The sequence below is a fragment of the Pseudomonas sp. SJZ078 genome (genome assembly GCF_007828255.1).
Lineage (GTDB): Bacteria > Pseudomonadota > Gammaproteobacteria > Pseudomonadales > Pseudomonadaceae > Aquipseudomonas.
Genome location: NZ_VIUG01000029.1, coordinates 54,907 through 78,891, shown reverse-complemented (window position 1 = coordinate 78,891; position 23,985 = coordinate 54,907). Strand labels below are relative to the sequence as shown.

The 23,985-nt window shown below is 61.9% G+C and carries 17 protein-coding genes and 1 tRNA gene; 3 read left to right on the top strand and 15 right to left on the bottom strand.

Annotation, left to right across the window (positions count from 1 at the left end; translation table 11 throughout):
- Positions 1-184 precede the first annotated feature (184 nt).
- The 3 genes from FBY02_RS22040 to ptsP are packed head-to-tail and all read right to left on the bottom strand — an operon-like array spanning position 185 to position 5,766.
- Positions 185-1,945: a PTS fructose-like transporter subunit IIB gene (locus FBY02_RS22040; RefSeq protein ID WP_144930250.1), complete on the bottom strand. Its 1,761-nt coding sequence runs from the start codon at positions 1,943-1,945 to the stop codon at positions 185-187.
- Positions 1,946-1,959: 14 nt separating this feature from the next.
- The gene (gene pfkB, locus FBY02_RS22035) at positions 1,960-2,901 is read right to left on the bottom strand and encodes a 1-phosphofructokinase (protein ID WP_144930249.1); all 942 of its coding nucleotides are present in this window, start codon (positions 2,899-2,901) and stop codon (positions 1,960-1,962) included.
- On the bottom strand, positions 2,902-5,766 hold the full coding sequence (gene ptsP / locus FBY02_RS22030; RefSeq protein ID WP_144930248.1) for a phosphoenolpyruvate--protein phosphotransferase: 2,865 nt from the start codon (positions 5,764-5,766) through the stop codon (positions 2,902-2,904).
- A 285-nt stretch (positions 5,767-6,051) separates the two neighbouring features.
- Here ptsP and cra point away from each other — a divergent pair, with 285 nt between their 5' ends.
- Both cra and FBY02_RS22020 read left to right on the top strand, forming a co-directional pair.
- Positions 6,052-7,047: a catabolite repressor/activator gene (gene cra, locus FBY02_RS22025; protein ID WP_144930247.1), complete on the top strand. Its 996-nt coding sequence runs from the start codon at positions 6,052-6,054 to the stop codon at positions 7,045-7,047.
- A gap of 3 nt (positions 7,048-7,050) precedes the next feature.
- Positions 7,051-7,827: a TatD family hydrolase gene (locus tag FBY02_RS22020; RefSeq protein ID WP_144930246.1), complete on the top strand. Its 777-nt coding sequence runs from the start codon at positions 7,051-7,053 to the stop codon at positions 7,825-7,827.
- A gap of 114 nt (positions 7,828-7,941) precedes the next feature.
- Here FBY02_RS22020 and FBY02_RS28855 read toward each other — a convergent pair whose 3' ends face one another.
- The 4 genes from FBY02_RS28855 to FBY02_RS22000 form a co-directional block, all read right to left on the bottom strand.
- On the bottom strand, positions 7,942-8,646 hold the full coding sequence (locus FBY02_RS28855) for a methyl-accepting chemotaxis protein (protein WP_371921433.1): 705 nt from the start codon (positions 8,644-8,646) through the stop codon (positions 7,942-7,944).
- A gap of 1,522 nt (positions 8,647-10,168) precedes the next feature.
- Complete coding sequence (ampE, locus tag FBY02_RS22010) at positions 10,169-11,005, bottom strand: regulatory signaling modulator protein AmpE (RefSeq protein ID WP_144930244.1); 837 nt, start codon at positions 11,003-11,005, stop codon at positions 10,169-10,171.
- Positions 11,002-11,562, bottom strand: coding sequence for a 1,6-anhydro-N-acetylmuramyl-L-alanine amidase AmpD (gene ampD, locus FBY02_RS22005; protein WP_144930243.1), 561 nt, complete (start codon positions 11,560-11,562; stop codon positions 11,002-11,004). The genes ampE and ampD overlap by 4 nt, the downstream gene beginning before the upstream one ends.
- Before the next feature lie 63 nt (positions 11,563-11,625).
- Positions 11,626-13,839 carry a DUF1631 domain-containing protein gene (locus FBY02_RS22000; RefSeq protein ID WP_144930242.1) on the bottom strand — a complete coding sequence of 738 codons (2,214 nt, stop codon included), beginning with the start codon at positions 13,837-13,839 and terminating at the stop codon, positions 11,626-11,628.
- A gap of 253 nt (positions 13,840-14,092) precedes the next feature.
- Between FBY02_RS22000 and nadC the strand changes: the two genes are divergently transcribed.
- Complete coding sequence (nadC, locus tag FBY02_RS21995; protein ID WP_144930241.1) at positions 14,093-14,941, top strand: carboxylating nicotinate-nucleotide diphosphorylase; 849 nt, start codon at positions 14,093-14,095, stop codon at positions 14,939-14,941.
- Positions 14,942-15,020: 79 nt separating this feature from the next.
- Here the strand turns inward: nadC and FBY02_RS21990 are convergent, their stop codons facing one another.
- The 8 genes from FBY02_RS21990 to nusA form a co-directional block, all read right to left on the bottom strand.
- A complete protein-coding gene (locus FBY02_RS21990; protein ID WP_144930240.1) occupies positions 15,021-15,326 on the bottom strand; it encodes a DUF6388 family protein in 306 nt (101 codons plus the stop codon).
- A gap of 215 nt (positions 15,327-15,541) precedes the next feature.
- Positions 15,542-15,617 (bottom strand) — tRNA-Thr (locus FBY02_RS21985).
- Positions 15,618-15,742: 125 nt separating this feature from the next.
- Entirely contained in the window at positions 15,743-17,848 is a 2,106-nt protein-coding gene (gene pnp / locus FBY02_RS21980; RefSeq protein ID WP_144930239.1) for a polyribonucleotide nucleotidyltransferase, read from the bottom strand.
- 176 nt (positions 17,849-18,024) lie between these two features.
- Positions 18,025-18,294 carry a 30S ribosomal protein S15 gene (gene rpsO, locus FBY02_RS21975; RefSeq protein ID WP_039592311.1) on the bottom strand — a complete coding sequence of 90 codons (270 nt, stop codon included), beginning with the start codon at positions 18,292-18,294 and terminating at the stop codon, positions 18,025-18,027.
- Positions 18,295-18,436: 142 nt separating this feature from the next.
- Positions 18,437-19,354 carry a tRNA pseudouridine(55) synthase TruB gene (truB, locus tag FBY02_RS21970; protein WP_144930238.1) on the bottom strand — a complete coding sequence of 306 codons (918 nt, stop codon included), beginning with the start codon at positions 19,352-19,354 and terminating at the stop codon, positions 18,437-18,439.
- Between the two features lie 3 nt (positions 19,355-19,357).
- Complete coding sequence (gene rbfA / locus FBY02_RS21965; RefSeq protein ID WP_041024990.1) at positions 19,358-19,753, bottom strand: 30S ribosome-binding factor RbfA; 396 nt, start codon at positions 19,751-19,753, stop codon at positions 19,358-19,360.
- 159 nt (positions 19,754-19,912) lie between these two features.
- Positions 19,913-22,438: a translation initiation factor IF-2 gene (gene infB, locus FBY02_RS21960; RefSeq protein WP_144930237.1), complete on the bottom strand. Its 2,526-nt coding sequence runs from the start codon at positions 22,436-22,438 to the stop codon at positions 19,913-19,915.
- Positions 22,439-22,465: 27 nt separating this feature from the next.
- The gene (gene nusA / locus FBY02_RS21955) at positions 22,466-23,947 is read right to left on the bottom strand and encodes a transcription termination factor NusA (RefSeq protein WP_144930236.1); all 1,482 of its coding nucleotides are present in this window, start codon (positions 23,945-23,947) and stop codon (positions 22,466-22,468) included.
- Positions 23,948-23,985: the final 38 nt, after the last annotated feature.

Below are 23,985 nucleotides of genomic sequence, written 5' to 3'. Positions count from 1 at the left end.
TGCTTTAAGCACTCCGGGCATTCAGCTTGCCACTCACCGCTCTCACCATCAGTTTAATCGCAGAGCAAGACACAAGCGGGCTTGCTCGCGAAGGCGGAATGTCAGGCAACCTTTTCGTCGACTGGCCCAGCGCATTCGCGAGCAAGCCCGCTCCCACAGGGTCTATCATGGCCCCAGAAAGTAATCAGGCCTTGGCAGGCTCCAGCGCCATCTCGACTTCCTCCGGCCGCTTGAGCAGCGCATACGCCACCGCCGTCAGCAGGCTGCCTGCCACAATCGCCAGCAAGTACAGCAACGCATGGTTGATAGCGTTGGGGATCAGCATCACGAACAGCCCGCCATGGGGGGCCATGAGCTTGCAGCCAAAGTACATCGACAGCGCACCGGTCAGCGCACCACCGGCGATGCTGGCCGGGATCACCCGCAACGGATCCTTCGCCGCGAACGGAATCGCGCCTTCGGAAATGAAGCACAGCCCCAGCACCAACGCCGCCTTACCGGCCTCGCGCTCGGTCTGGGCAAACTTGCGCCGGGCAATGAAGGTGGCGATGCCCAGGCCGATCGGCGGCACCATGCCGGCGGCCATGGTCGCGGCCATCGGCGCATAACTCTGCGACGCCAGCAGCCCCACCGAAAACGCGTAGGCAGCCTTGTTGATGGGGCCACCGAGGTCGACGCACATCATCGCTCCCAGCAGCACGCCCAACAGAATCGCATTGGTGGTGCCCATGCTGTCGAGGAAATGGGTCAGGCCTTCGAGCATGCCCGCCACCGGCTTGCCCACCACGTAGATCATCACCAGCCCGGTAAACAGGCTCGCCAGCAGCGGGATGATCAGGATCGGCTTGAGTGCTTCCAGGCTTTGGGGCAGACGTGCGTAACGGTTGATCGCCTTGGCCGCGTAACCGGCCAGGAAGCCGGCGATGATCCCGCCGATGAACCCGGCGCCCAGGGTACTCGCCAGCATCCCGCCGATCATCCCCGGCGCGAGGCCCGGACGGTCGGCGATGGAATAGGCGATGTAACCGGCCAGCAACGGCACCATCAATTTGAACGCGCTGTCGCCGCCGATCTGCATCAGCGCGGCCGCCAGCGTGCCCGGCTCCTTGAACGCGGTGATGCCGAACACGAACGACAACGCGATCAGCAACCCACCAGCCACTACCATCGGCAGCATGAACGACACACCAGTCAACAGATGCTTGTAGACGCCGGTCTTCTCCGCCTTGGCCGGCCCCGCACTGCTGCTGGACGCCGTTTCCTGCTGCCCTTCGGCCAAGGCTTTTTTCAGCGTCGCCTCCGCTTGCTTCAAGGCGATGCCCGTGCCGCAGCGGTAGATCTTCTTGCCGGCAAAACGCTCGGTGGCGACTTCGATGTCGGTCGCCAGCAGCACCACGTCCGCATCGGCGATGGCCTGGGGGCTCAACGGATTTCGCGCGCCCACCGAGCCCTGGGTTTCGATCTGCAGGTCGTAGCCCAATCGCGTCGCGGCTTGTTGCAATGCCTCGGCGGCCATGAAGGTATGGGCCACGCCCGTCGGGCACGCGGTGATGGCAACCAGGCGCGGTGCACGTTCACTCGCAGCCGCGGACGATTGCACAGCAACGGCGGCTTCCTGCCGGACATCCGACTCGAGCAGCACCGCCGCCTCTTCGGCGCCACGGCGCAGCACCGAGTCGACATCCTGCAGGGCCAGGGCCGGTGTGCTGCGGAATACCCGCTTACCCACGAACCGCGACAGGTCCACCGGGCCGCTGGCGACCAGCAACACCCACTCGGCGGCTTCAAGGGTAGCCGCCGACAACTGGCGCTCCGGATGGGCCGCGTCATGGACTTCGACGCTGGTGCTCCATCCCTGGCGCTGGGCCGCCGCGTCCAGCAGGCGGGCGCACAACACACTGGTGACCATGCCGTTCGGGCAGGCCGTCACAATGGCTAATTTCATTCTCGCGAACCCTCTTATTGTTCTGTCAGGGGGCGCACGCGCACGCCCTGTTCAAGCGACGCCAGCAGCGCGGTGTCATGGATGCCGAAACCGATCTGGGTGACCGCCATTGCGGCGATGGCCGTGGCGGTGCGCAGGGTCTGTTCCGGGGCGTGCGCACCGAGCAGGCCGTGCAGCATGCCCGCCAGCAGCGAATCCCCGGCGCCCACGGTACTGGCGACCGTGACCTTGGGGGGCGAAGCGTGCAGCGCCGAACCGACACTGAACCAATTCACACCGTCGGCGCCGTGGGATATCACCACATGCTCGACACCCTGGGCGTGCAGGCGTTGCGCCGCTTGGGCCTGGGCCTGTTCGGCCACCACATCGCAACCCAATGCATCGGCCAGTTCCTCGGTGTTCGGCTTGATCAGCCACGGCCCGGCCGCCAGCGCGACGCGCAAGGCTTCGCCGCTGGTGTCGAGGGCCACTTTCAGACCGAGGGTTTTCAGACGCGTGATCAATGCCTGCAACCATTGCGGGTTGACACCCCGGGGCAAGCTGCCCGCCACCACCACGGCATCGTGCTCGGGAGCGATCTGCTCCAGACGCGCCAGCAACGCCTGCTGCGCCGCGTCATCGACCCTCGGCCCGGGTCCGTTGAGGTCGGTGATGCGTCCATCCTGCTCGGCCAGCTTGATGTTGCTGCGGGTTTCCCCGGGCACACGGATAAAGGCGTCGACAAACCCGCGCTGAGCGAACAACGTCTCGAACGCCTGGGCGTTGTCTTCACCCAGAAAGCCGCTGACAGTCAGCGTATGTCCCAGGTCGGCCAGCACCTGCGCCACGTTCACACCTTTGCCTGCGGCGTGGCTGTGCATGGCATCGCTGCGGTTGACCTGGCCCGGTTCCAGGCGCGCCAGTTCCACCGTGAGGTCGAGCGCCGGGTTGAGGGTCAGGGTAAGAATCTTCGCCATTTACAGCGCCTCCACTAATGCGCGCACATCATTGGCGCTGCCCACGGCCAACGCTTCGCAGGCCAGGGTTTGTGCCTGTTCGAGGCTCAGTTCGCGTACTCGCGCCTTGACCTCGGCAATGCTGCGGGCCGACACACTCAGTTCATCCACCCCCAGGCCCACCAGGACCGGCACCGCCAGCGGGTCGGCTGCCAGTTCGCCGCACACGCCGACCCATTTGCCATGGGCATGAGCAGCGCGCACGGTGATGTCGATCAGTTGCAGCACCGCAGGGTGTAAGCCGTCGGCCTGGGCCGAAAGACTCGGGTGACCGCGGTCGATGGCCAGGGTGTACTGGGTCAGGTCGTTGGTGCCCACGCTGAAGAAGTCGACCTCCTTGGCGAGCACCGGCGCCAGCAATGCGGCGGACGGCACTTCGATCATGATCCCAAGTTGCAGGTCCGCCACCGGGATTTCCCGGCGCAGGCGCTCGGTCATGTCCCGGGCCTGGCGCCATTCTTCGACGCTGCCCACCATCGGAAACATGATCCGCAACGGACGATTGTCCGCCGAGCGCAACAAGGCCCGCAGTTGCGCCTCCATGATCTGTGGGCGCTGCAAGGTCAGGCGGATGCCACGCACGCCGAGGAACGGGTTTTCTTCTTTCGCGATCGGCCAGTACGGCAGCGGTTTGTCGCCGCCGACATCCAGCGTGCGCACCACCAGCGGCCGGCCGGCCAGGCCATCGAGCACCTTGCGGTATTCGGCTTCCTGGGTCGCTTCGTCCGGTGCCTGGGTGTGGGCCATGAAAATCAGTTCGGTGCGCAACAGGCCGATGCCTTCGGCCCCCTGCTCCACCGCGCTGGCGACACCGGCGCTTTCACCGATGTTGGCGAATACTTCCACCGGGTGGCCATCGCGGGTCAGCGCGGGTTGGTGGCGCTGTTCGGCGGCGGCCTTGAGGCGCTGCTCACGGGTATCACGCTCCTCGATGGCGCGTTGCAGGGTGGCGGCATCAGGGTCCACATGCAGGCGGCCGCGCTGGCCGTCCAGCAACAATGAGGTGCCCGGGGCCAGCAGCAACACCGAAGCCCCCGCCCCCACCAGCGCCGGAATGCCCAGGGCCCGGGCGACAATCGCGCTGTGGGCGGTGGCGCCGCCACGTGCGGTGAGAATCCCCGCCACACGGCTCGGGTCCAGACGCGCCACGTCGGACGGACCGACCTCGTCCATCACCAGGATGTACGGTTGCTCGGGTTCGTTCGGGGTTTCGACGCCACATAACTGCGCCAGCACACGCCGGCCGACGTCCCGCAGGTCGGCAGCACGCTCGGCGAGCAGCGCGTCCTGCAAGGCTTCCTGTTCTTTCGCCGCGGCTTCAATCACACCCATCCACGCCGCTTGCGCACTTTCACCGAGCTTCAGACGGGTGTCGACTTCGTCGGTCAGTTCCGGGTCGTCGAGCATTTCCTGGTGGGTCACGAAGATTTCGCGGATGGCCTTGGCCTTGGCGCGCTCGATCAGGCCTTCGATATCGCGACGCACCTGATTCAAGGCGTTTTGCAGGCGCTCGCGCTCGATGGCGGCCGACTCGCCGCGCAGCGGATAGTCGATGGCTTGCAGGACCTGGATATGAGCCGGGCCAATGGCAATACCCGGCGCGGCAGGCACCGCCTGGATCAGGCTGCCGGATTCGGGGGCCAGCATCACGGTGGCGACTTCGGCCATCGGGATTTCCTGCGGCGCACTCGGCGGCGGCAGCGGTTCGACTTCCTCGCCCAGGCCTTCTTCGATGGCCTCCAGCAATGCCGGCAGCGCATCGGCAGCAATGCTCGGTTCAGCGATGAATTCCAGGACCTGGCCACGACGGGCGCCCAGGCTCAACAACTTGCTCAGGCTCTTGACCGATACGGCGCTGTCCTGGCCGTCGACGATGCGCACGCGGATCTCGCCTTCGAAGCTTTTCGCCAGTTGCGCAAGAACCTTCGCCGGGCGCGCGTGCAAGCCATGGGCGTTGGCCAGGCCGATTCGAGCGCTGGGCCAGTCGGCGGGCAGTTCGCCACCGAGCACTTCCAGCACCTTGCGGCTGCTGGTGGCACGGCCCAGCTCGTGGCCGCGACCTTCGATCAGCAACGCGCAGAGACGCTCGAGCAACGCCTGGTGAGCTTCGCCGAGACTGGCGAGGCAGAACAGGCCGCTCAAGGGTTGTCCCAGATAACGGATGGGTTTGTCCGGTGTCACGAAGGCCAGGCCTGGGCGCTTGACGGTCTGCTCGCTGTGCAGCCACCACAGGCCATCGCCCAGGGGCAGCGCATCGACCTGCTGCAACACCCCGGCAAAACCGTTACTCACGCAATCGGCCTGGCGCAGCAAACGGGCGCCACGCCACACCAATTCCTCGAAATCGTCGGCCGACACACCGAGCCCGATCATTTGCGCATCCAGGGCCAGCTCCTGCGGCGCACCTTGCAGCAACTTCAGCAAGGCTTCGGCGGAGCCGGCACGCCGCAGCGCCTGGCCCAGGTCGGTCTCACCGAGGGCGCGGGTCAGCAGCTGCAGCAGGCGCAAGTGTTCATCGGACTTGGCCGCGATCCCGATCGCCAGGTAGACGATCTGGCCATCGCCCCAGTCCACCCCTTCGGGGAACTGCAGCAGGCGCACGCCGGTGGAATGCACCAGGTCGCGGGTTTGCGGCGTACCGTGGGGGATGGCGATACCTTGGCCAAGAAAAGTCGAACCCTGGGCTTCGCGGGCTTGCAAGCCGGCGAGATAACCTTCAGCCACCAAGCCATCGGCCACCAGTTTGTCAGCGAGCAATTGCAGCGCGGCGGCTTTATCCACGGCGGTCTGGGCCATGGATATCTGCTCTGGATTGAGCTCGAGCATGCTTTCTCCTTTTTGGCGTCGGGTTGGCGCCAGGTATTGTTTTGAATGAGCTTAGCGTTACAGGACGGCTTTTGGCGGTATCGCGGCAGTGCGGCCAAAAAATCCTGCTAACCTTGAAAATACGCTTGCTGAAACGTTTAATCTAGAAAGATTGGCACGTTACTCGATAATCTCACATCCTTGAAGTGCAACTTGTCGCCAGTGTTTGGACCACGACCGTCGCGTCGAATCGGTTAGGATGGACGCTCAGTGTCGGGCAAACTCGAAAAAACAAGGAAAAACGGGTTGAAACTCAGTGATATCGCCCAACTGGCCGGTGTGTCCGTCACCACCGCCAGCTATGTCATCAACGGCAAGGCCGAACAGCAACGCATCAGCAACGCGACCGTCGAACGGGTACGTGCGGTGGTCGAAGAGCATGGCTTCACGCCTAACCCCCAGGCCGCCGGATTGCGCAGTCGGCATACCCGCACCCTGGGCTTCATCCTGCCGGATCTGGAAAACCCCAGTTACGCCCGCATCGCCAAGCTGCTGGAACAGGGCGCCCGGGCGCAGGGCTACCAGTTGCTGATCGCCAGTTCCGATGACGCGCCAGAAAGTGAGCGACAACTGTTGCAACTGTTCCGCGCCCGGCGCTGTGACGCGCTGATCGTCGCCAGTTGCCTGCCGGCCGGAGATGACAGCTACCGCCAGCTCCAGGCCAAGGGCATTCCTATCATCGCCATCGACCGGGTGATGGAGCCTGAGCACTTTTGCTCGGTGATCAGTGACGACCGCCAGGCCAGCCTGCAACTGACCCGCAGCCTGCTGGAGACGCAACCCCGACAGATCGTGCTGGTCGGCGCGCGTCCCGAACTGAGTATCAGCCAGGAGCGGGCCGCGGGCTTTCGCGAAGCACTCAGCGGATTCGAAGGCCAGGTGCTGGTCGAGCACGGCGAATCGTTCAGCCGTGAATGCGGCCGCCAGTTGATGGACGATTTGTTGATGCGCCTGGGGCATTTGCCCGATGCGCTGATCACCACCTCCTACGTGCTGCTGCAAGGGGTGTTCGACGCCTTGCACGACTTCCCGCTCAAGTCGCGCCCGCTGCGCCTGGGCACCTTCGGTGACACGCAATTGCTGGATTTCCTGCCATTGCCGGTCAATGCCATGTCCCAGCAACATCAGCTGATCGCCGACAAGGCGCTGGAGCTGGCCCTGGCAGCCATCGAAAACGACGACTACCAGCCTGGCGTGCAGGCCATTGCGCGGACCTTCAAGCAGCGTATCCACCGGGACTGAATCGTGGAGCTGATCGACACCCACACTCACCTGGACTTTCCCGATTTCGACGCGGATCGTCCGGCGTTACTGGCCGCGAGCCGCGCCTTAGGCGTCCGGCAGATGGTGGTGCTGGGGGTGTATCGCGACAACTGGCAGCGAGTCTGGGACCTGGTACAAAGCGACCCGGACCTGCACGCCGCGCTGGGCCTGCACCCGGTGTACCTCGACCAGCATCGCCCTGACGACATGGCGCACCTGCGCGACTGGCTGGCCCGCCTGGCCGGGCATCGGCAATTGTGCGCGGTGGGGGAAATCGGCCTGGATTATTACATCGAGAGCCTGGACCGTGAGCGCCAGCAGACGCTGTTCGAAGCGCAACTGCAACTGGCGGCGGAGTTCGAACTGCCCGCCCTCATCCACGTGCGTCGCAGCCACGCAGCGGTGATCGCCACCCTCAAACGCCTTGCTCTGAAACGCGCGGGGATCATCCACGCCTTCGCCGGCAGTTTCGAAGAGGCCCGCGAGTACATCAAGCTCGGCTACAAACTCGGCCTCGGCGGCGCCGCCACCTGGCCCCAGGCCCTGCGCATGCACCGGGTCCTGGCGAAACTGCCGCTGGATGCGGTTGTACTGGAAACCGACTCCCCGGACATGGCCCCGGCGATGTTCCCCGGCCAACGCAACAGCCCGGCGCACCTGCCGACGATTTGCGAGGCCCTGGCCGGGATCATGGCAATCAGCCCGGAACAACTGGCCGAGGCCAGCACAGCCAACGCCCGCCAATTGTTCGGTTGGTAAAACACCTGTGGGAGCGAGCTTGCTCGCGATAGCGGTGTATCACCCAACACATGAGTCGTCTGACACTCCGCCATCGCGAGCAGGCTCGCTCCCACAAGAGTTCTGCAGCGATCATCACACCCGAAACGCATTGATCAACAACTTGAGCTGCCCCACCTGCGCAGACAATTCACGGCTGGCATCCTCGGTCTGGTGCGCCCCTTCGGCCGTGCGCTCACCCGCACGGTTGATCTCGACAATGTTCTGATCGATATCATGTGCCACCGCCGTCTGCTGCTCGACAGCGGCCGCGATCTGCTGGTTCTGGTCGACGATCATGCCAACCGCACCGAGGATGTTCTCCAACGCCTGCTGGACCTTCTCCGACTGACCGACCGTGCCATTGGCCATTTCATGACTGGTGCCCATGGCCTTGACGGCTGCGCCCACGCCACCGTGCAGACGGCTGATCATCGCCTCGATCTCTTCAGTCGATTGCTGGGTCCGCTTGGCCAGGGTCCGCACTTCATCGGCCACCACCGCGAAGCCGCGTCCCTGTTCACCGGCCCGAGCCGCCTCGATCGCGGCGTTGAGGGCCAATAGGTTGGTCTGCTCGGCGATGCTCTTGATCACGTCCAGCACCCGGCTGATAGCCTGGCTGTCGGTCGCCAACTGATTGATCACCTGCACCGATTGATCAATCTCGCTGGCCAGGCGGGCGATGCTGCCCTGCTGGGACTCCACCAGCCCACGCCCATTGAGTGTTTCGTCGTTCACACTGTGAGCGCTGCTGACCGCCGCGGCGGCACTGCGGGCCACCTCCTGGGCCGTGGCTGACATCTGGTTCATCGCCGTGGCAACCAGTTCGATCTGGTTGCGCTGCCCCGCCACCGCCAGATTGCTTTGAGCCGATACCGACTCCACCTGCCCGGCCTGACGTTCCACCTCGACGACGGTCTGCCCCACCCGTTCGATCAGGTCGTGGATCTTCGCCACCGTGCCGTTGAACACCTCACCCAACTCGCCCAGTTCGTCCTGGCTGCGGGCCACGAAATTAACCGTCATGTCCCCTGCCGCCACTTTATCCATCATCCGGCCCAGGTAGTGGAGGGTGGCGCGGGTCGAAGCGTAGAAGCCGGCATACAGATAGAAAATCAGCAGGAACACCACCACCAACGCCACAGCTTGCAGCACCATGTGGCTGCGGTTCTGCTCCAGGCGATGCTGCAACTGGACACCGAGGAAACCCAGCGCTGCATCGTCCAGCCGGTACGTCTGCTCCATCAGGCTGCTGACCTGACCAAAAAATGCCGGCCAGGGCGCGTCGAGGGCGTCGGCCATCACCACCTGTTCTTCGATCAGTTCAGCGGCCTTCTTCAAGGTGGCCTTGCTCGTGTCAGCCGGGCCGGCGAGGGCTTGTCCCGCCGCAGGGCTGGAGGTCAACGCGTCTTGCAGCTTCAAGCCATATTCACCCTGGACTTTTTCGATCTGCACCAGCAGCTCATCGAACCGGGTGCTGGAGGCGGAATTGAGAAAACCCAGACCCAAGGCCGACGCGCCCAGCGCACGCCCCTCGCCCAGGATCTGGGTGACATTGGGGGTGACGCCGGTAATCAGTTCGCCGAGCTGACGAATATCGCTCTGGTTGTCACGACTCAATCCTGCCTGGCTGGCGATGATCTGGCTGAATATCTGCGAGCTGTTAAGCAGCTTGCCGATCAGCGCACTTTTGCTCTGCAAGGAGTTTTCCGCCTGTTGGACCTTGAACCCGGCGATTATCTCGTCGCGCTTGGCCTCGAAAAGACTCGCCTGATCGGACTCCACGGCCATGGCGGTCATGCCCTGCAGACGCGTGAGGATCTGTTGCTCGAAGGTGGCTATTTTCGCGTCCACATCCCCGGCCTTACCGGACTGGCCCAGGCTGGCGTTGATCTGCACCAGGTTGTTCAGGGTTTCCAGGTCGCGACGCAGGGTCAGGCTGCTGCCCAGCAGGTCGAGGCTTTGCAGCTCCACTTGCGTTCCCTGGAACTCACGGTAGGAATCGCGTACCAGAAAGAAGTTGGTCACCAGCATCGGCAGCAGAAACAACACGCTGATCAGGCTGAATTTCATGCCGAAACTCAGGCGGTTCATCAGGGCGACGGCGGGCCAGAGCAAACTCTTCACAAGGAAGCCTCCCGGTAGTGTTTTTATTGTTATGGGACATGCGCACAGAGACAGCAGAAAGCCACTATTGGGCGCTGTCCCTGTATAGCCTAAATCGGAGAGGAGATTTGTAACTTAAGGTTAACGAGTCAGCCCGACCCATTCCTGTGGCGAGGGGTCACCATGTCCCGGGCCAAACAGGAATGTGTTTGTTTCCTCAGGCCAACACCGTCCATAGCGCAAACCCGGCATACCAGAGCACGGCCGCCCGCAACAGCAATTCCCACAGCCGATCGAGGCTGTTGATGCCGTCCGGCCCGGCCACGGGCTCAGGAATTTCGCCGGCCACCAGGCCGACCTTGTCGACCAGTTGAGCGGCGCTGATGTTCCAGTTCAGCAGTTCATGCAGCATCACCCGGCTGACCGCCACGAAGTTGCCCACCAGGGCGAAACTCGCCGCCAGCAGCCGCACCGGCACCCAGTCGAAGGCATGGCGCAGTTGCGCTGCCCGCTCGGCCACGCCAGGGTTCCGGCTATGCTCGGCGGCCAGCGCCAGCAGGCGATAACTCAGGGCCGCCACCGGGCCCAGCAGGAAATACCAGAAGATCACGGCGAAAAAGCTCTGGTAGGCCTGCCACAGCAGATGGCCCTGGACCCGTTCCAGCAATTGCTCGCCATTGTCGGCTTCGATACCCAAGTCCCGCTTGGCCACATGGATAGCCGCCTGCAGGTCTTCGCGACGCCACGCATCGCGAAAAGGTCCCAGCTCGGCCAACAGATCCCCACGCCCCAGGCTGTAAATCACCACCAGCAAGTGAACCGGCAGCACCAGCAATCCATAGGCCAGCGGCTCAAGTACCCACAACAACAGCGCCAGTAGCGCCACGGGCAACAGGACCATGGCCAGCAGTACCAGCCAGGGCCGATTGACCCAGCGAGGGGTCGCCTCGATCCGGTTCAGCTCGCCCAGCCACGCGCCGTCGCGCTGGACTCGCTGACGCAAGGCCGAGAATTTCTCGATCCAGACCGCCAGCAGCAACACCAGAAAACTCATTGTCCTTCCCCTTCTGTCAGGGCCGCTCGATAGCGCCCCCAGTCAAATGCCGGTCCCGGATCGGTCTTGCGCCCCGGAGCGATGTCGCTGTGCCCGCAGATGCGTTGCACGGTGATCGCCTTGAAGGCCGCTTGCAATTGCCGCGTCAATTCCACCAGGGCGACATACTGCCCGTCGGTGAACGGCAGGTCATCGGTTCCTTCGAGCTCGATGCCAATGGAAAAATCATTGCAGGTTTCCCGCCCCTCGAAACACGAAACGCCCGCATGCCACGCACGCTCCAGACAAGAGACAAACTGGGTGACGGCACCGTCACGCTCGATCAGAAAATGCGCAGAGACACGCAGGTCGGCGATACCGGCAAAGTAGGGATGTTCCGTGACATCCAGGCGATTCTGGAAGAATTCCTGCACCTTACCGGTGGCGAACTGGGCAGGCGGCAGGCTGATGTTGTGGATCACCAGCAGGGAGATTTCGCCCTCGGGGCGCGCATTGAAATTGGGCGATGGGCAATGACGCACGCCATCGCACCAACCGCTCGCGGGGTCCAGCTGCATACAGGTTCCTTCGGAGACGACGGCGATGCCGCCAGTATGCCGCGATCGACCCGGACTGTGCGATCACTTGCCGCGATTGAGTTGACGCAGATTGCCGAGCACGGACTCCAGCGCCCGGTCGAACAGCAGGGTATCGTCCAACAGCCGAGCTGCCCCCCGGCGAAACTCCAGGGCCAGGCTGGTGCGGCTGTGCTCTTGTACCTTGAGGCCGGTACGGTTGACGAAGATATATTTGCCGGTGCTCTGGATGATCGCCGCCAGCTTGCAACGCAGGCTGTTGTCGTCATCCTCCTGGAACTCGACCCAACTGCCCAGGCGCAACTGGTCGACCTGAAGCAGGCCCACGTCATCGGCCGGCAAGCTTACCGTCGCGGTATCCGCAGGCGCTTTGTAGGCGGGGCGCAGGACTATTTTCTCCCGTACCTCGATCATTGCCGGCGCATCGGCCGACTGGGCCTGATCCGTGGCCTGGCCCATACGCTGCAAAGCCTGCACATGCAGGACTTCCAGTTCGCTGAAGAATTCGCTGGTGGCGAACGGGTCGAATGCCGAACGACTCAACCCTTCGCGCAAGGCCTTGAGCAGCTCCGGCACCATGGCCAGCAAGCGTAAGCCGGCATCTGGCTCATCGTGATACTGGACACTCCAGATCAGTTGCTCCAGGGTCAGGACATCGGCCTGCCATTCGGCGGACTGCTCGCCATGCTTGAAGCCGGTGAGCAGCAGCACCTGGCTCCAGGCCTGCTGCACGAATTCCACCACGGCCTGGGGCAGCACCTTGCCAAACATGACCTGATTCAACGCACCTTCGACCCGCTGGCGCGCCAGCTCAGCCTTGGCCCGCCCTTCTTCGGCATCGCGGATCCGCTGTTCGAGCAGCTCGCAGCGGCGCCGCTCATCACTGGTGAAGGCGAGGAATTCGGCCAGTACTTCAGAGAAAATCGCCGGGTCATCGACGAAGTCGTTCAACAGCCGCTGCACCACCTGTTCGATGCGCTGGTAAAGGCTATCGCGCTGATGATCGTCACAATCGCCCCAGCCCACGGCGGCGGCGGCAATTTCGTTGAGCAGCCGGCGGGCGGGATGATTGCCGCGGCTGAAGAAACTCTTGTCCTGCACCGCGACCTTGAGCATCGGGATTTGCAGCCGGCCGATCAACGCCTTGAGGGAGTCCGGCAGGTTGTGGTCGTCGAGGATGAACTCGAACATCATCGCGATCAGGTTGATCACGTCCTCGTCGGCACCTTCGACCACCCGCGACTTGCCGCTCTTGACGCTGACCCGGGTAAGCAGTTGTTCGAGCTGGCTGCGCAGATCGAACTCGTCCTGAAGCGTGGGGGCCGGCACGTATTGCTGCAAATGGGAGAGCAGACGCAACAGGTCACGGGTCGAGATGGGCTGCGCCGGTGCGCTGGGCTCCAGGGTCGGCGCCACGCTGCCACGCACCTGCATCACCAGTTTCTGCAAGGCGGAAAACACTTCCTGCACGCTGTCATCGACCTCGGCGGACCGGGGCTTGGCCGCACGCTCCGGCGTGGAACGCGGAGCATCGTCGGCACGATCCGACGCACGCCGGGACGGCGAAATCTTGAGATCCGACAGGATCCCCGTGGCCGCCAGCAACTGGTTGGCCTCGGCATAGAACTGGTCGCACTCGCTGAGCACATACCGCTCGAACAGCTTGAGCAGGATCAGCTTGACCTTGATCTCCACCCCCAGGTTGCGCCCGGCCTGCAGAAAGGTCTGGCACAACAGCGCCGGGCTCAGGGGATTCTGGGAACTCGCCATCGGCCGGGCCAGCAGTACGCTAAGCCGGGCCGTCAATTGGTCGAGGGAGGCCCCATCGCGACTGAGCACCCGGGTGACCATGGCCTCCACGGCCAGATGGCGCTCCAGATCGTCATGGGACGACTTGCCCGGCCCCCCCGGAGCGACGACGGTGCTCAAGGAGGCGCGAGTCAGGTCGTACTGGGCGAGGCTGACGAACGCCTCGAAGAACTGCTCGATGAATTCGCGTTCGATGCTCTTTCGCTTCAGGCGCAGGTCCCGCATGGCTTCGAAGAACAGATTCTGTTCGACATCGTTGCGCGCCCGGTCGGCCATCTCGAACAGCGTATCGTCAGCGTTATCGAACAGCCTCTGCAAACCCAGGCGCAACTGTTGCGCAGCCTTGTCGCGAACCTGGAGCAGAATCACAGGCAAACGGGCGAGTGGCGAGCGATTCGCCTGATCGGTAGAACCCTTGCGCAAAGGCACTACATTCCCGTCGTTATGCATCCTGGCCTCCTGAAACGGTGTTCTTCGGTTGGCAACGTCAAAGCCATGACGTCAATCGAAAGGCGGATTATCTGGTAAAAGAACCCCGTCGCACCAGAGGACTCTGTGACCCAGCTTGAAATACATCGCAATAGATGACCGGGAAATCGGCAAAACGTTGCGAAGAGCCGACCAAATGCAGGTCCTGGTGAACAATGTTTGTGCCACAGGACACTGGCCCTATAATCGGCCCACTTTGCCTGTGGAGCCCGTTATGCCGAACCTACGTCTCGCCGACCTGACCGCCGAAATCGAAGCCAATGTGCGTCGCGCATTGCTCGAAGACATCGGCAGCGGCGACATCACCGCGCAACTGATCCCCGCCGAACGCCTGGCCAAGGCCATCATCATTACCCGCGAAGCCGCGATCATCAGCGGTACGGCCTGGGTCGACGCCGTGTTCCGGCAACTGGACCCGCGTGTCGCGGTCCACTGGCAAGTGCGCGACGGCGACCGGGCAAGCCCCGACCAGGTGCTGTTCCACCTAGAAGGCCCGGCCCGCTCCTTGCTCACGGGCGAGCGCAGCGCGCTGAACTTCCTGCAAATGCTTTCCGGCGTCGCCACCCGTGCCCGTTACCTGGCCGACTTTGTCGCCGACACCCAGGTCAAGCTGCTGGACACCCGCAAGACCCTGCCCGGGCTGCGCCTGGCGCAGAAGTACGCCGTGACCTGTGGCGGTTGCCATAACCACCGCATCGGCCTGTACGATGCCTTCCTGATCAAGGAAAACCACATCGCCGCCTGCGGCGGGATCGCCCAGGCGATTGCGACCGCCCACAAGATCGCACCGGGCAAACCGGTGGAAGTCGAAGTGGAAAGTCTGGCGGAATTGAAAGAAGCCCTGGCGGCCAATGCCGACATCATCATGCTCGACGAACTGAGCCTGGACGACATGCGTGAAGCCGTACGCCTGAACGGCGGCAAGGCGAAGCTGGAGGCCAGCGGCGGAATCAATGAAAACACCTTGCGACCGATTGCCGAGACCGGGGTGGATTACATCTCGATCGGAGCGATGACCAAGGATGTGAAGGCGGTGGATCTGTCGATGCGGCTGAGCCTCTGAGCGGCAGTTGCGAGCTTCAAGCTGCAAGCTTCAAGCGGTTCGACGCCTGTCTTGCAGCTTGTAGCTTGTGGCTGCTTTTTTAAACTACAAGATTATTCATCTCGCAGTATTCCTCCCAATCCACACCCAACACCTCGGCAGCCTCCTTGTGCAAGGCAAGGCGCTGCGCCTCGAATTCCTCAGGTGTGCTGGTGTACTTGAGCGTCAACTCCCAAGGCTGCAGCCCCTGGGCTTCGGCCTCATCTTCGAAGGCCCACTGGATCTGGTCTCTCTGTTCGTCGTCGCTCAGATTCCTGATTTCTTCCAGTAACTGAGGCGTGTCCAGGGCGTATTTGCGCAGGGCTTCTTCGTGTCTGGCTTCTTGCGTCAGTTCTTTAGCCGTCATGTCGTTCTCGCTGATCGGAGGAATGGGGATAGGTCTGGATCATTCAAGGATCTCTCTGACACAGGAAACCGTGACTTGCCCGGTTTACCTGGCCTTCAGAACCATTCGTGAGGATCATCTGAAAACAGAGCAATTGTTTCGTTGAGGCAAGGAATCCTAGCAGAGACGCAAGCCAGTGCAACAACAGGAGTCGAAGAGCGCAGATAAAGAAAGCGTGGTGCCCGAGACAGGAATCGAACCTGCGACCTTCGCGTTACGAGTGCGCTGCTCTACCGACTGAGCTACACGGGCGGTGGCTAAACCTAGCATCGTCACCTGTGGCCAGGCAACCAGCTACGCAAGGATTTTCCCCACACAGCAAAACGCCCCGAACCAGTCGGGGCGTTTGCTTGTTCAGCGGTCAGCCGCGGGGGTGATTAAACGCCCGATGCCTTGGCTGCTGCGACGTCCTTGATGGACAGCTTGATACGGCCGCGGTTGTCCACGTCCAGTACCAGCACTTCCACTTCCTGGCCTTCTTTCAGGATGTCGGTCACTTTCTCGACGCGAGCATCGCTCAGCATGGAGATGTGAACCAGACCGTCCTTGCCCGGCAGGATGTTGACGAAGGCGCCGAAGTCGACGATGCGCTCGACCTTGCCGACGTAGATCTTGCCGATCTCGGCTTCAGCAGTGATGCCCAGGACGCGCTGGCGTGCTGCTTCTGCCGCTTCCTTGGTTTCGCCGAAGATCTTGATCGAACCGTCGTCTTCGATGTCGATCGAGGCCTTGGTTTCTTCGCAGATCGCACGGATGGTCGCGCCACCTTTACCGATGACGTCACGGATCTTGTCGGTGTCGATCTTCATCGCGATCATGGTCGGAGCGTTTTCCGACAGCTCGGTACGGGACTGACCGATCACCTGGTTCATCTGGCCGAGGATGTTCAGGCGCGCTTCCAGGGCTTGGCCCAGGGCGATTTCCATGATCTCTTCGGTGATGCCCTTGATCTTGATGTCCATCTGCAGTGCGGTCACGCCTTTGGCGGTACCGGCCACTTTGAAGTCCATGTCGCCCAAATGGTCTTCGTCACCCAGGATGTCGGTCAGGACGGCGAATTTCTCGCCTTCCTTCACCAGGCCCATGGCGATACCGGCAACCGGCGCCTTCATCGGCACGCCAGCGTCCATCAAGGCCAGGGAAGCGCCGCAGACCGAAGCCATGGAACTCGAACCGTTGGACTCGGTGATTTCCGATACCACGCGGATGGTGTACGGGAACACATCGGCGTCCGGCAGCATGGCCTGGACCGAACGACGGGCCAGACGGCCGTGACCGATTTCGCGACGACCGGCACCACCCATGCGACCACACTCGCCCACCGAGAACGGAGGGAAGTTGTAGTGCAGCATGAACGGGTCTTTCTTCTCGCCTTCCAGGGTGTCCAGCAGTTGCGCGTCACGGGCGGTGCCCAGTGTGGCAACGACCAGGGCCTGGGTTTCGCCACGGGTGAACAGCGCCGAACCGTGGGTCTTCGGCAGTACGCCGACTTCAATATTCAGCGGACGTACGGTGCGGGTGTCGCGACCGTCGATACGTGGTTTGCCGTTGACGATGTTCTCGCGAACCGTGCGGTATTCGATTTCACCGAAAGCAGCCTTCACGTCGGCGGCCGATGGCTGGCCTTCTTCGCCGGACAGCTTGGCAACGACCTGATCCTTCAACTCGCCCAGGCGTGCATAACGGTCGGCCTTGACGGTGATGGTGTAAGCCTGGGAGATCGCTTCGCCGAACTCGGCACGGATCGTACCCAGCAGCTCGGTGGCTTCGGCTTGCGGAGCCCAGGTCCAGGTTGGCTTGGCGGCTTCGGCGGCCAGTTCCTTGACGGCGTTGATCACCACCTGGAACTCGTCGTGGGCGAACAGCACGGCGCCCAGCATCTGGTCTTCGGTCAGTTCCTTGGCTTCGGATTCAACCATCAGCACGGCTTCGGAAGTACCGGCAACGACCATGTCCAGGCTCGAAGCCTTCAGTTGCTCGTAGGTCGGGTTCAGCAGGTAGCCGGTGCTTTCGTGGAACGCAACGCGGGCAGCGCCGATGGGGCCATCGAAAGGAATGCCGGAGATGGCCAGCGCGGCCGAGGTACCGATCATCGCAGCGATGTCCGGATCGGTCTTCTTGCTGGTGGAGACGACGGTGCAGACAACCTGCACTTCGTTCATGAAGCCTTCTGGGAACAGCGGACGGATCGGACGGTCGATCAGTCGGGAAGTCAGGGTTTCTTTCTCGGAAGGACGGCCTTCGCGCTTGAAGAAACCGCCAGGGATCTTACCGGCAGCGTAAGTCTTTTCCTGGTAGTGAACAGACAGAGGGAAGAAGCCCTTGCCTGGATCGGCTTGCTTGGCACCGACAACGGTCACCAATACGCTGACGTCGTCGTCAACGGTGACCAGCACTGCGCCGGAGGCCTGACGGGCGATACGGCCAGTCTCGAGGGTAACGGTCGACTGACCGAACTGGAATTTTTTGATTACCGGGTTCACGGTGTCCTACCTTCTTTGTGGCTCTTGGGGAACTTGTCTTCTTGCGAAATTCTTGGGCAGTGCGGGGAATCGGCCCAACGACTGTCCAGATAAAACTTGAGGCTGGGAGCCTGCCGGTTGCCGACGCAAAAGCGCTGGCAACAGACAGACCACCAACCTCATAGCGCAATCGCTGATTAGCGACGCAGACCCAGGCGACCGATCAAGGTGCTGTAACGATTAACGTCCTTGCCCTTGAGGTAGTCCAGCAGCTTACGACGCTGGTTTACCATGCGGATCAGACCACGACGGGAGTGGTGATCTTTACCGTTGGCCTTGAAGTGACCTTGCAGTTTGTTGATGTTGGCGGTCAGCAGTGCAACTTGCACTTCTGGCGAACCAGTATCACCAACAGCTTGCTGGTAGTCGGTCACGATCTGAGCTTTTTCTTCAACGCTGAGTGCCATGTGGCTTTCCTCTCATAGGGTACGGGTTCCGAGAAAACCGCACCAACAGGCCAGGGACAGATCCCTGTATCTATAAATGAGTAGTGACCGTGCCTGTTGACAGCCACACTCGCCCGCCTGCTGTTACACAGGCGGGTTCCGGTCATTCCGACCGAATCAGTCGACGCGGCGCAATGCGCCCGTCTTCGCTCACTTCACCGATACCGATGAAGCGACCGTTGTGATCCTGTACCCGGACCATGCCGAATTTTGGCGCATCCGGAGCGCGCACCGGCTGGCCATTGAGCCAGTAGAATGCACTGTGTTCCGAGAACTGCAACAGCGGCCAGTCCAGCAGGCCACTGTCCGATGGCATCAGGAAGCGGTCGACCGCTTCATTGCCGCCTTCGGCATGTACCGCTTCAAGCTCTTCCAGCGTGACCGTCTGGGCCAGGGTGAAAGGTCCGGCCTGGGTCCGTCGCAACTCCGCCACGTACGCACCACAGCCCAGTTGCTCACCAATATCCTCCACCAGGGTGCGGATATAAGTGCCTTTGCTGCAATCCACGGCGAGCCGTACAGTATTACCGTCAAAGGCCAGCAATTCCAAGCGCGCAATAGTAACAGAACGCGGTTCACGCTCCACTACTTCGCCTGCACGGGCCAGTTTATACAATGGCTGCCCATCCCGCTTCAGGGCGGAGTACATCGGCGGTATCTGACTGATTTGCCCACGAAATCCGGGCAGCACTGCTTCGATATCAGCCTGACCAACGGTCACCGGCCGCTCACGCAGAACCTCACCTTCGGCGTCCGCCGTGGTGGTGGTCTTGCCCAGTTGCGCCAGGGTTTCATAACCCTTGTCGGAGTCGAGCAGGTATTGGGAGAACTTGGTCGCCTCGCCGAAGCACAGCGGCAGCACACCGGTGGCCAGCGGATCGAGGCTGCCGGTATGCCCGGCCTTCTCGGCATTGAGCAGCCAGCGAACCTTCTGCAAGGCTGCGTTGGAGGTGAACCCCAACGGCTTGTCGAGCAGGATGATACCGCTGACGTTACGACGAATACGTTTGACCTGAGCCACCGGTTACTCCTTGGTGTCTTCGGGTTCAGCCGCGTGCTGACTGTCTTCAGCCACGGCACGCTCGATCAACGCCGACAGATGCGCGCCCCGGGCAACGCTTTCGTCGTAATGGAAATGCAGCTGTGGAACACTGCGCAGCTTCATTTCCCTGGCCAACTGCATGCGCAGGAAACCGGCGGCCGAGTTGAGCACCTTGATGCTCTGGGCGACGTCATCGGCGCCGTCCTGCCCCATCACCGTGATGAAAATCTTTGCATGACCGACGTCACGGCTGACTTCCACAGCGGTAATGGTGACCAGGCCGACACGCGGGTCCTTGACTTCGCGACGGATCAGCTGGGCCAGCTCGCGCTGCATCTGATCGCCGATTCGTTGGGTACGGCTATATTCTTTTGCCATGTCTTGCTACCTGTTACTGCCCCACGGTGAAACCCGCGAGGTCTGAAAGCGGCAAACGCCCGGCCTGACAAAAGCCAGACCGGGCGTTGCGTTTAGAGCCCGCCAGCGAAGCAGCGCATGTTCATGCGGCTACCCGATGCGGCTCTTGAAGTACGCGAGTCAGAGGCTGCGAGCAACCTGAACCTTCTCGAAGACTTCGATCTTGTCACCGACCTTGACGTCGTTGTAGCTCTTGACGCCGATACCGCATTCCATGCCGGCACGTACTTCCGAAGCGTCATCCTTGAAGCGACGCAGGGATTCCAGCTCGCCTTCGAAGATCACGATGTCTTCACGCAGTACACGGATCGGACGGTTACGGTGAACAACACCTTCGATCACCATGCAACCGGCGATTGCACCGAATTTCGGCGAACGGAACACGTCGCGAACTTCGGCCACGCCCAGGATGTTCTCCCGCACGTCGCTGCCCAACATACCGGTCAGGGCCTTCTTGACGTCTTCGATGATGTCGTAGATCACGTTGTAGTAACGCATATCCAGACCTTCCTGCTCGACGATCTTGCGCGCACCGGCATCGGCACGCACGTTGAAGCCGAACAGTACCGCATTGGAAGCCAGTGCCAGGTTGGCGTCGCTTTCGGTGATACCACCGACGCCACCGCCGACCACACGCACTTGCACTTCGTCGTTGCCCAGGCCGTTCAGAGCGCCCTGCAAAGCTTCCAGCGAACCACGGACGTCGGATTTGAGGACGATGTTGAGCGTCTTCTTCTCTTCCTGGCCCATGTTCTCGAAGATGTTTTCCAGCTTACCGGCGTGAGCGCGAGCCAGTTTGACTTCGCGGAACTTGCCTTGACGGAACAGAGCCACTTCACGGGCTTTCTTCTCGTCAGCCACAACGCTCATCTCGTCACCGGCATCCGGTGTACCGTCCAGGCCGAGGATCTCGACCGGGATAGCCGGACCGGCTTCCTTGATCGGCTTGCCGTTCTCGTCGAGCATGGCGCGAACGCGACCATAGTTCGAGCCGACCAGTACCATGTCGCCCTGACGCAGTGTACCGTCCTGAACCAGGACCGTGGCGACCGGACCGCGGCCCTTGTCCAGGCGCGATTCAACCACAACACCACGACCAGGGGCCGATGGGGTGGCGGTCAGTTCGAGCACTTCGGCCTGCAGCAATACCGCTTCGAGCAATTCGTCGACGCCGGTACCCATCTTCGCCGAAACCGGTACGAATGGAGTGTCGCCGCCCCAATCTTCCGAGGTCACGCCGTGCACCGACAGCTCGCTGCGGATACGATCGAGATCGGCGCCCGGCTTGTCGATCTTGTTCACCGCCACTACCAGCGGCACGCCAGCGGCCTGGGCATGCTGAACGGCTTCGACGGTCTGTGGCATCACGCCGTCATCGGCCGCGACCACCAGGATCACGATGTCGGTCGCCTTGGCACCACGGGCACGCATCGCGGTAAACGCGGCGTGACCCGGGGTATCGAGGAAGGTGACCATGCCACGGTCGGTTTCAACGTGGTATGCACCGATATGCTGGGTGATACCGCCGGCTTCGCCAGCCGCTACCTTGGCACGACGGATATAGTCGAGCAGCGAGGTCTTACCGTGGTCGACGTGGCCCATGACGGTCACGACCGGCGCACGAGGAACCGCTTCACCTTCGAACTTCAGGGACTCGGCCAGGGAATCTTCCAGGGCGGTGTCGCTGATCAGGGTCACTTTGTGGCCCAGCTCTTCGGCAACCAGTTGGGCAGTTTCCTGATCCAGTACCTGGTTGATGGTGGCCGGGGTACCCAGTTTGAACATGAACTTGATGATCTCGGCAGCCTTGACCGACATCTGCTGGGCCAGATCGCCCACAGTGATGGTCTCGCCGATCTTCACTTCACGCACGACAGGGCCGGTCGGGCTCTGGAAACCGTGGGCGTTGCGCTTCTTCAGCTTGGCCTTGCCGCGACCGCCACGACGGAAGCCGTCGCTTTCTTCGTCGGTGGTGCGCGGAGCGACGCGTGGTGCCGGCGCCTTTTCCTTGACCGAAGCACGATGTGGAGCGTTCTTGCGCTCGCCATCGCCACCGCCACGACGGTTTTCGTCGGCGCGCGGCTTGTCCGGACGACGCGGCTCGTCGCGCTTGCGATCAGCCACAGGAGCAGGTACTGCCTCCAGGACCGGCGCGCTTTCACGTACGGGCTCAGCCACCTGGGCAGGCTCCGCGACGACTTCCGCCGGAACGGATTGCGCAGCGACTGGGGCAGGCTGACGACGCGCTTCTTCTTCGGCGCGGCGTTTGGCTTCTTCTTCAGCCTTCTGGCGCGCGGCATTCTCTATTGCGCGACGTTCATCCAGCTCGCGCTTGCGCTCGGCTTCGATTTCTTCCGGGCTGCGCTGCACGAAAACTTTCTTCTTGCGTACTTCTACGCTGATGCTTTTGCTACCGGCAACACGCAGGGTGCTGGTGGTTTTACGCTGCAGAGTAATCTTGCGCGGTTCTTCCACTTTCGCCTTGTGACTGCTCTTCAAGTGGGTCAGCAGGGACTGCTTCTCACTGTCGGTCACATGTTCCTCGGCGGCGGTGTGCGGCAGACCTGCCTCACGCATCTGCTGCAACAGGCGCTCTACCGGTGTTTTGACCTCATCGGCCAGTTGTTTCACCGTGACTTGCGTCATGCACTTCTCTCCTCAGGCCGCGCCTAATTACTCGAACCAGTGGGCTCGGGCGGCCATGATCAACTTGCCGGCACGATCATCGTCAATGCCGTCGATGTCGAGCAGGTCGTCAATAGACTGCTCGGCCAGGTCTTCGCGGGTAATTACGCCGCGCACCGCCAGTTCCATCGCCAAATCCTTGTCCATACCCTCAAGCGAGAGCAGGTCTTCGGCCGGATGGGCGTCTGCCAGCTTTTCCTCAGTAGCGATGGCTTTGGTCAACAAACGATCCTTGGCCCGAGCACGAAGCTCGTTGACGATATCTTCGTCAAAGCCGTCGATGTTGAGCATCTCCTCCACCGGCACGTAGGCAATCTCTTCCAGGCTGGTAAAGCCTTCATCCACCAGCACCTGCGCCAGTTCTTCATCGACTTCGAGCTCTTCGATAAAGTTGCGCAGGATGTCACCGGTTTCAGCTTGCTGCTTGGCCTGGATGTCCGATTCGGTCATCACGTTCAGGGTCCAGCCAGTCAACTGGCTGGCCAGACGCACGTTCTGACCACCGCGGCCGATGGCCTGAGCCAGATTGTCTGCGCCAACGGCGATGTCCATGGCGTGGGCATCTTCGTCAACGATAATGGCCGCCACTTCGGCTGGCGACATTGCGTTGATCACGAACTGAGCCGGGTTATCGTCCCAGAGAACGATGTCCACACGCTCACCGCCCAACTCGCCGGATACGGCCTGGACACGCGAACCGCGCATGCCGATGCAGGCACCTTGCGGGTCGATGCGCTTGTCCTTGGAGCGGACCGCGATCTTGGCACGCGATCCCGGATCACGGGAGGCAGCCATGACTTCGATCAGGCCTTCGGCGATTTCCGGCACTTCGATGCGGAACAGCTCGATCAGCATTTCCGGCGCGGTACGCGACAGGATCAGCTGCGGGCCGCGGTTCTCGGTGCGGATTTCCTTGAGCAGCGCGCGCAGTCGCACGCCCACCCGGAAGGTTTCGCGAGAAATGATGTCTTCACGAGCCAACAGCGCCTCGGCGTTGTTGCCCAGGTCGACGATCACGTTGTCGCGGGTGACCTTTTTCACGGTACCGGAGATGATCTCACCCAGCTTCTCGCGATAAGCGTCAACCACTTGCGCGCGCTCGGCTTCGCGGACCTTCTGCACGATGACCTGCTTGGCAGTCTGTGCAGCGATGCGACCAAACTCGATGGACTCGATCTTTTCTTCGACGACATCACCGACCTTGGCACCAGGATGCGTTTGCGCAACCTTGCTCGGCCAGGTCTCGATAGCCGGATCATCCAGATCGGCTTCCTCTACTACCGTCCAGCGACGGAAAGTCTCATAGGAACCGGTGTGGCGGTTGATTTCCACACGCAAATCAACTTCGTCTTCAAACCGCTTCTTGGTAGCAGTGGCCAGAGCCAGCTCCAGCGCTTCAAAAATAACGTTAGCCGGTACGCCCTTTTCATTGGATACCGACTCAACAACCAGCAGTACTTCTTTGCTCATCGTACGCCTCGCCTTTCGCAAGCCATTGGATCCGCGGG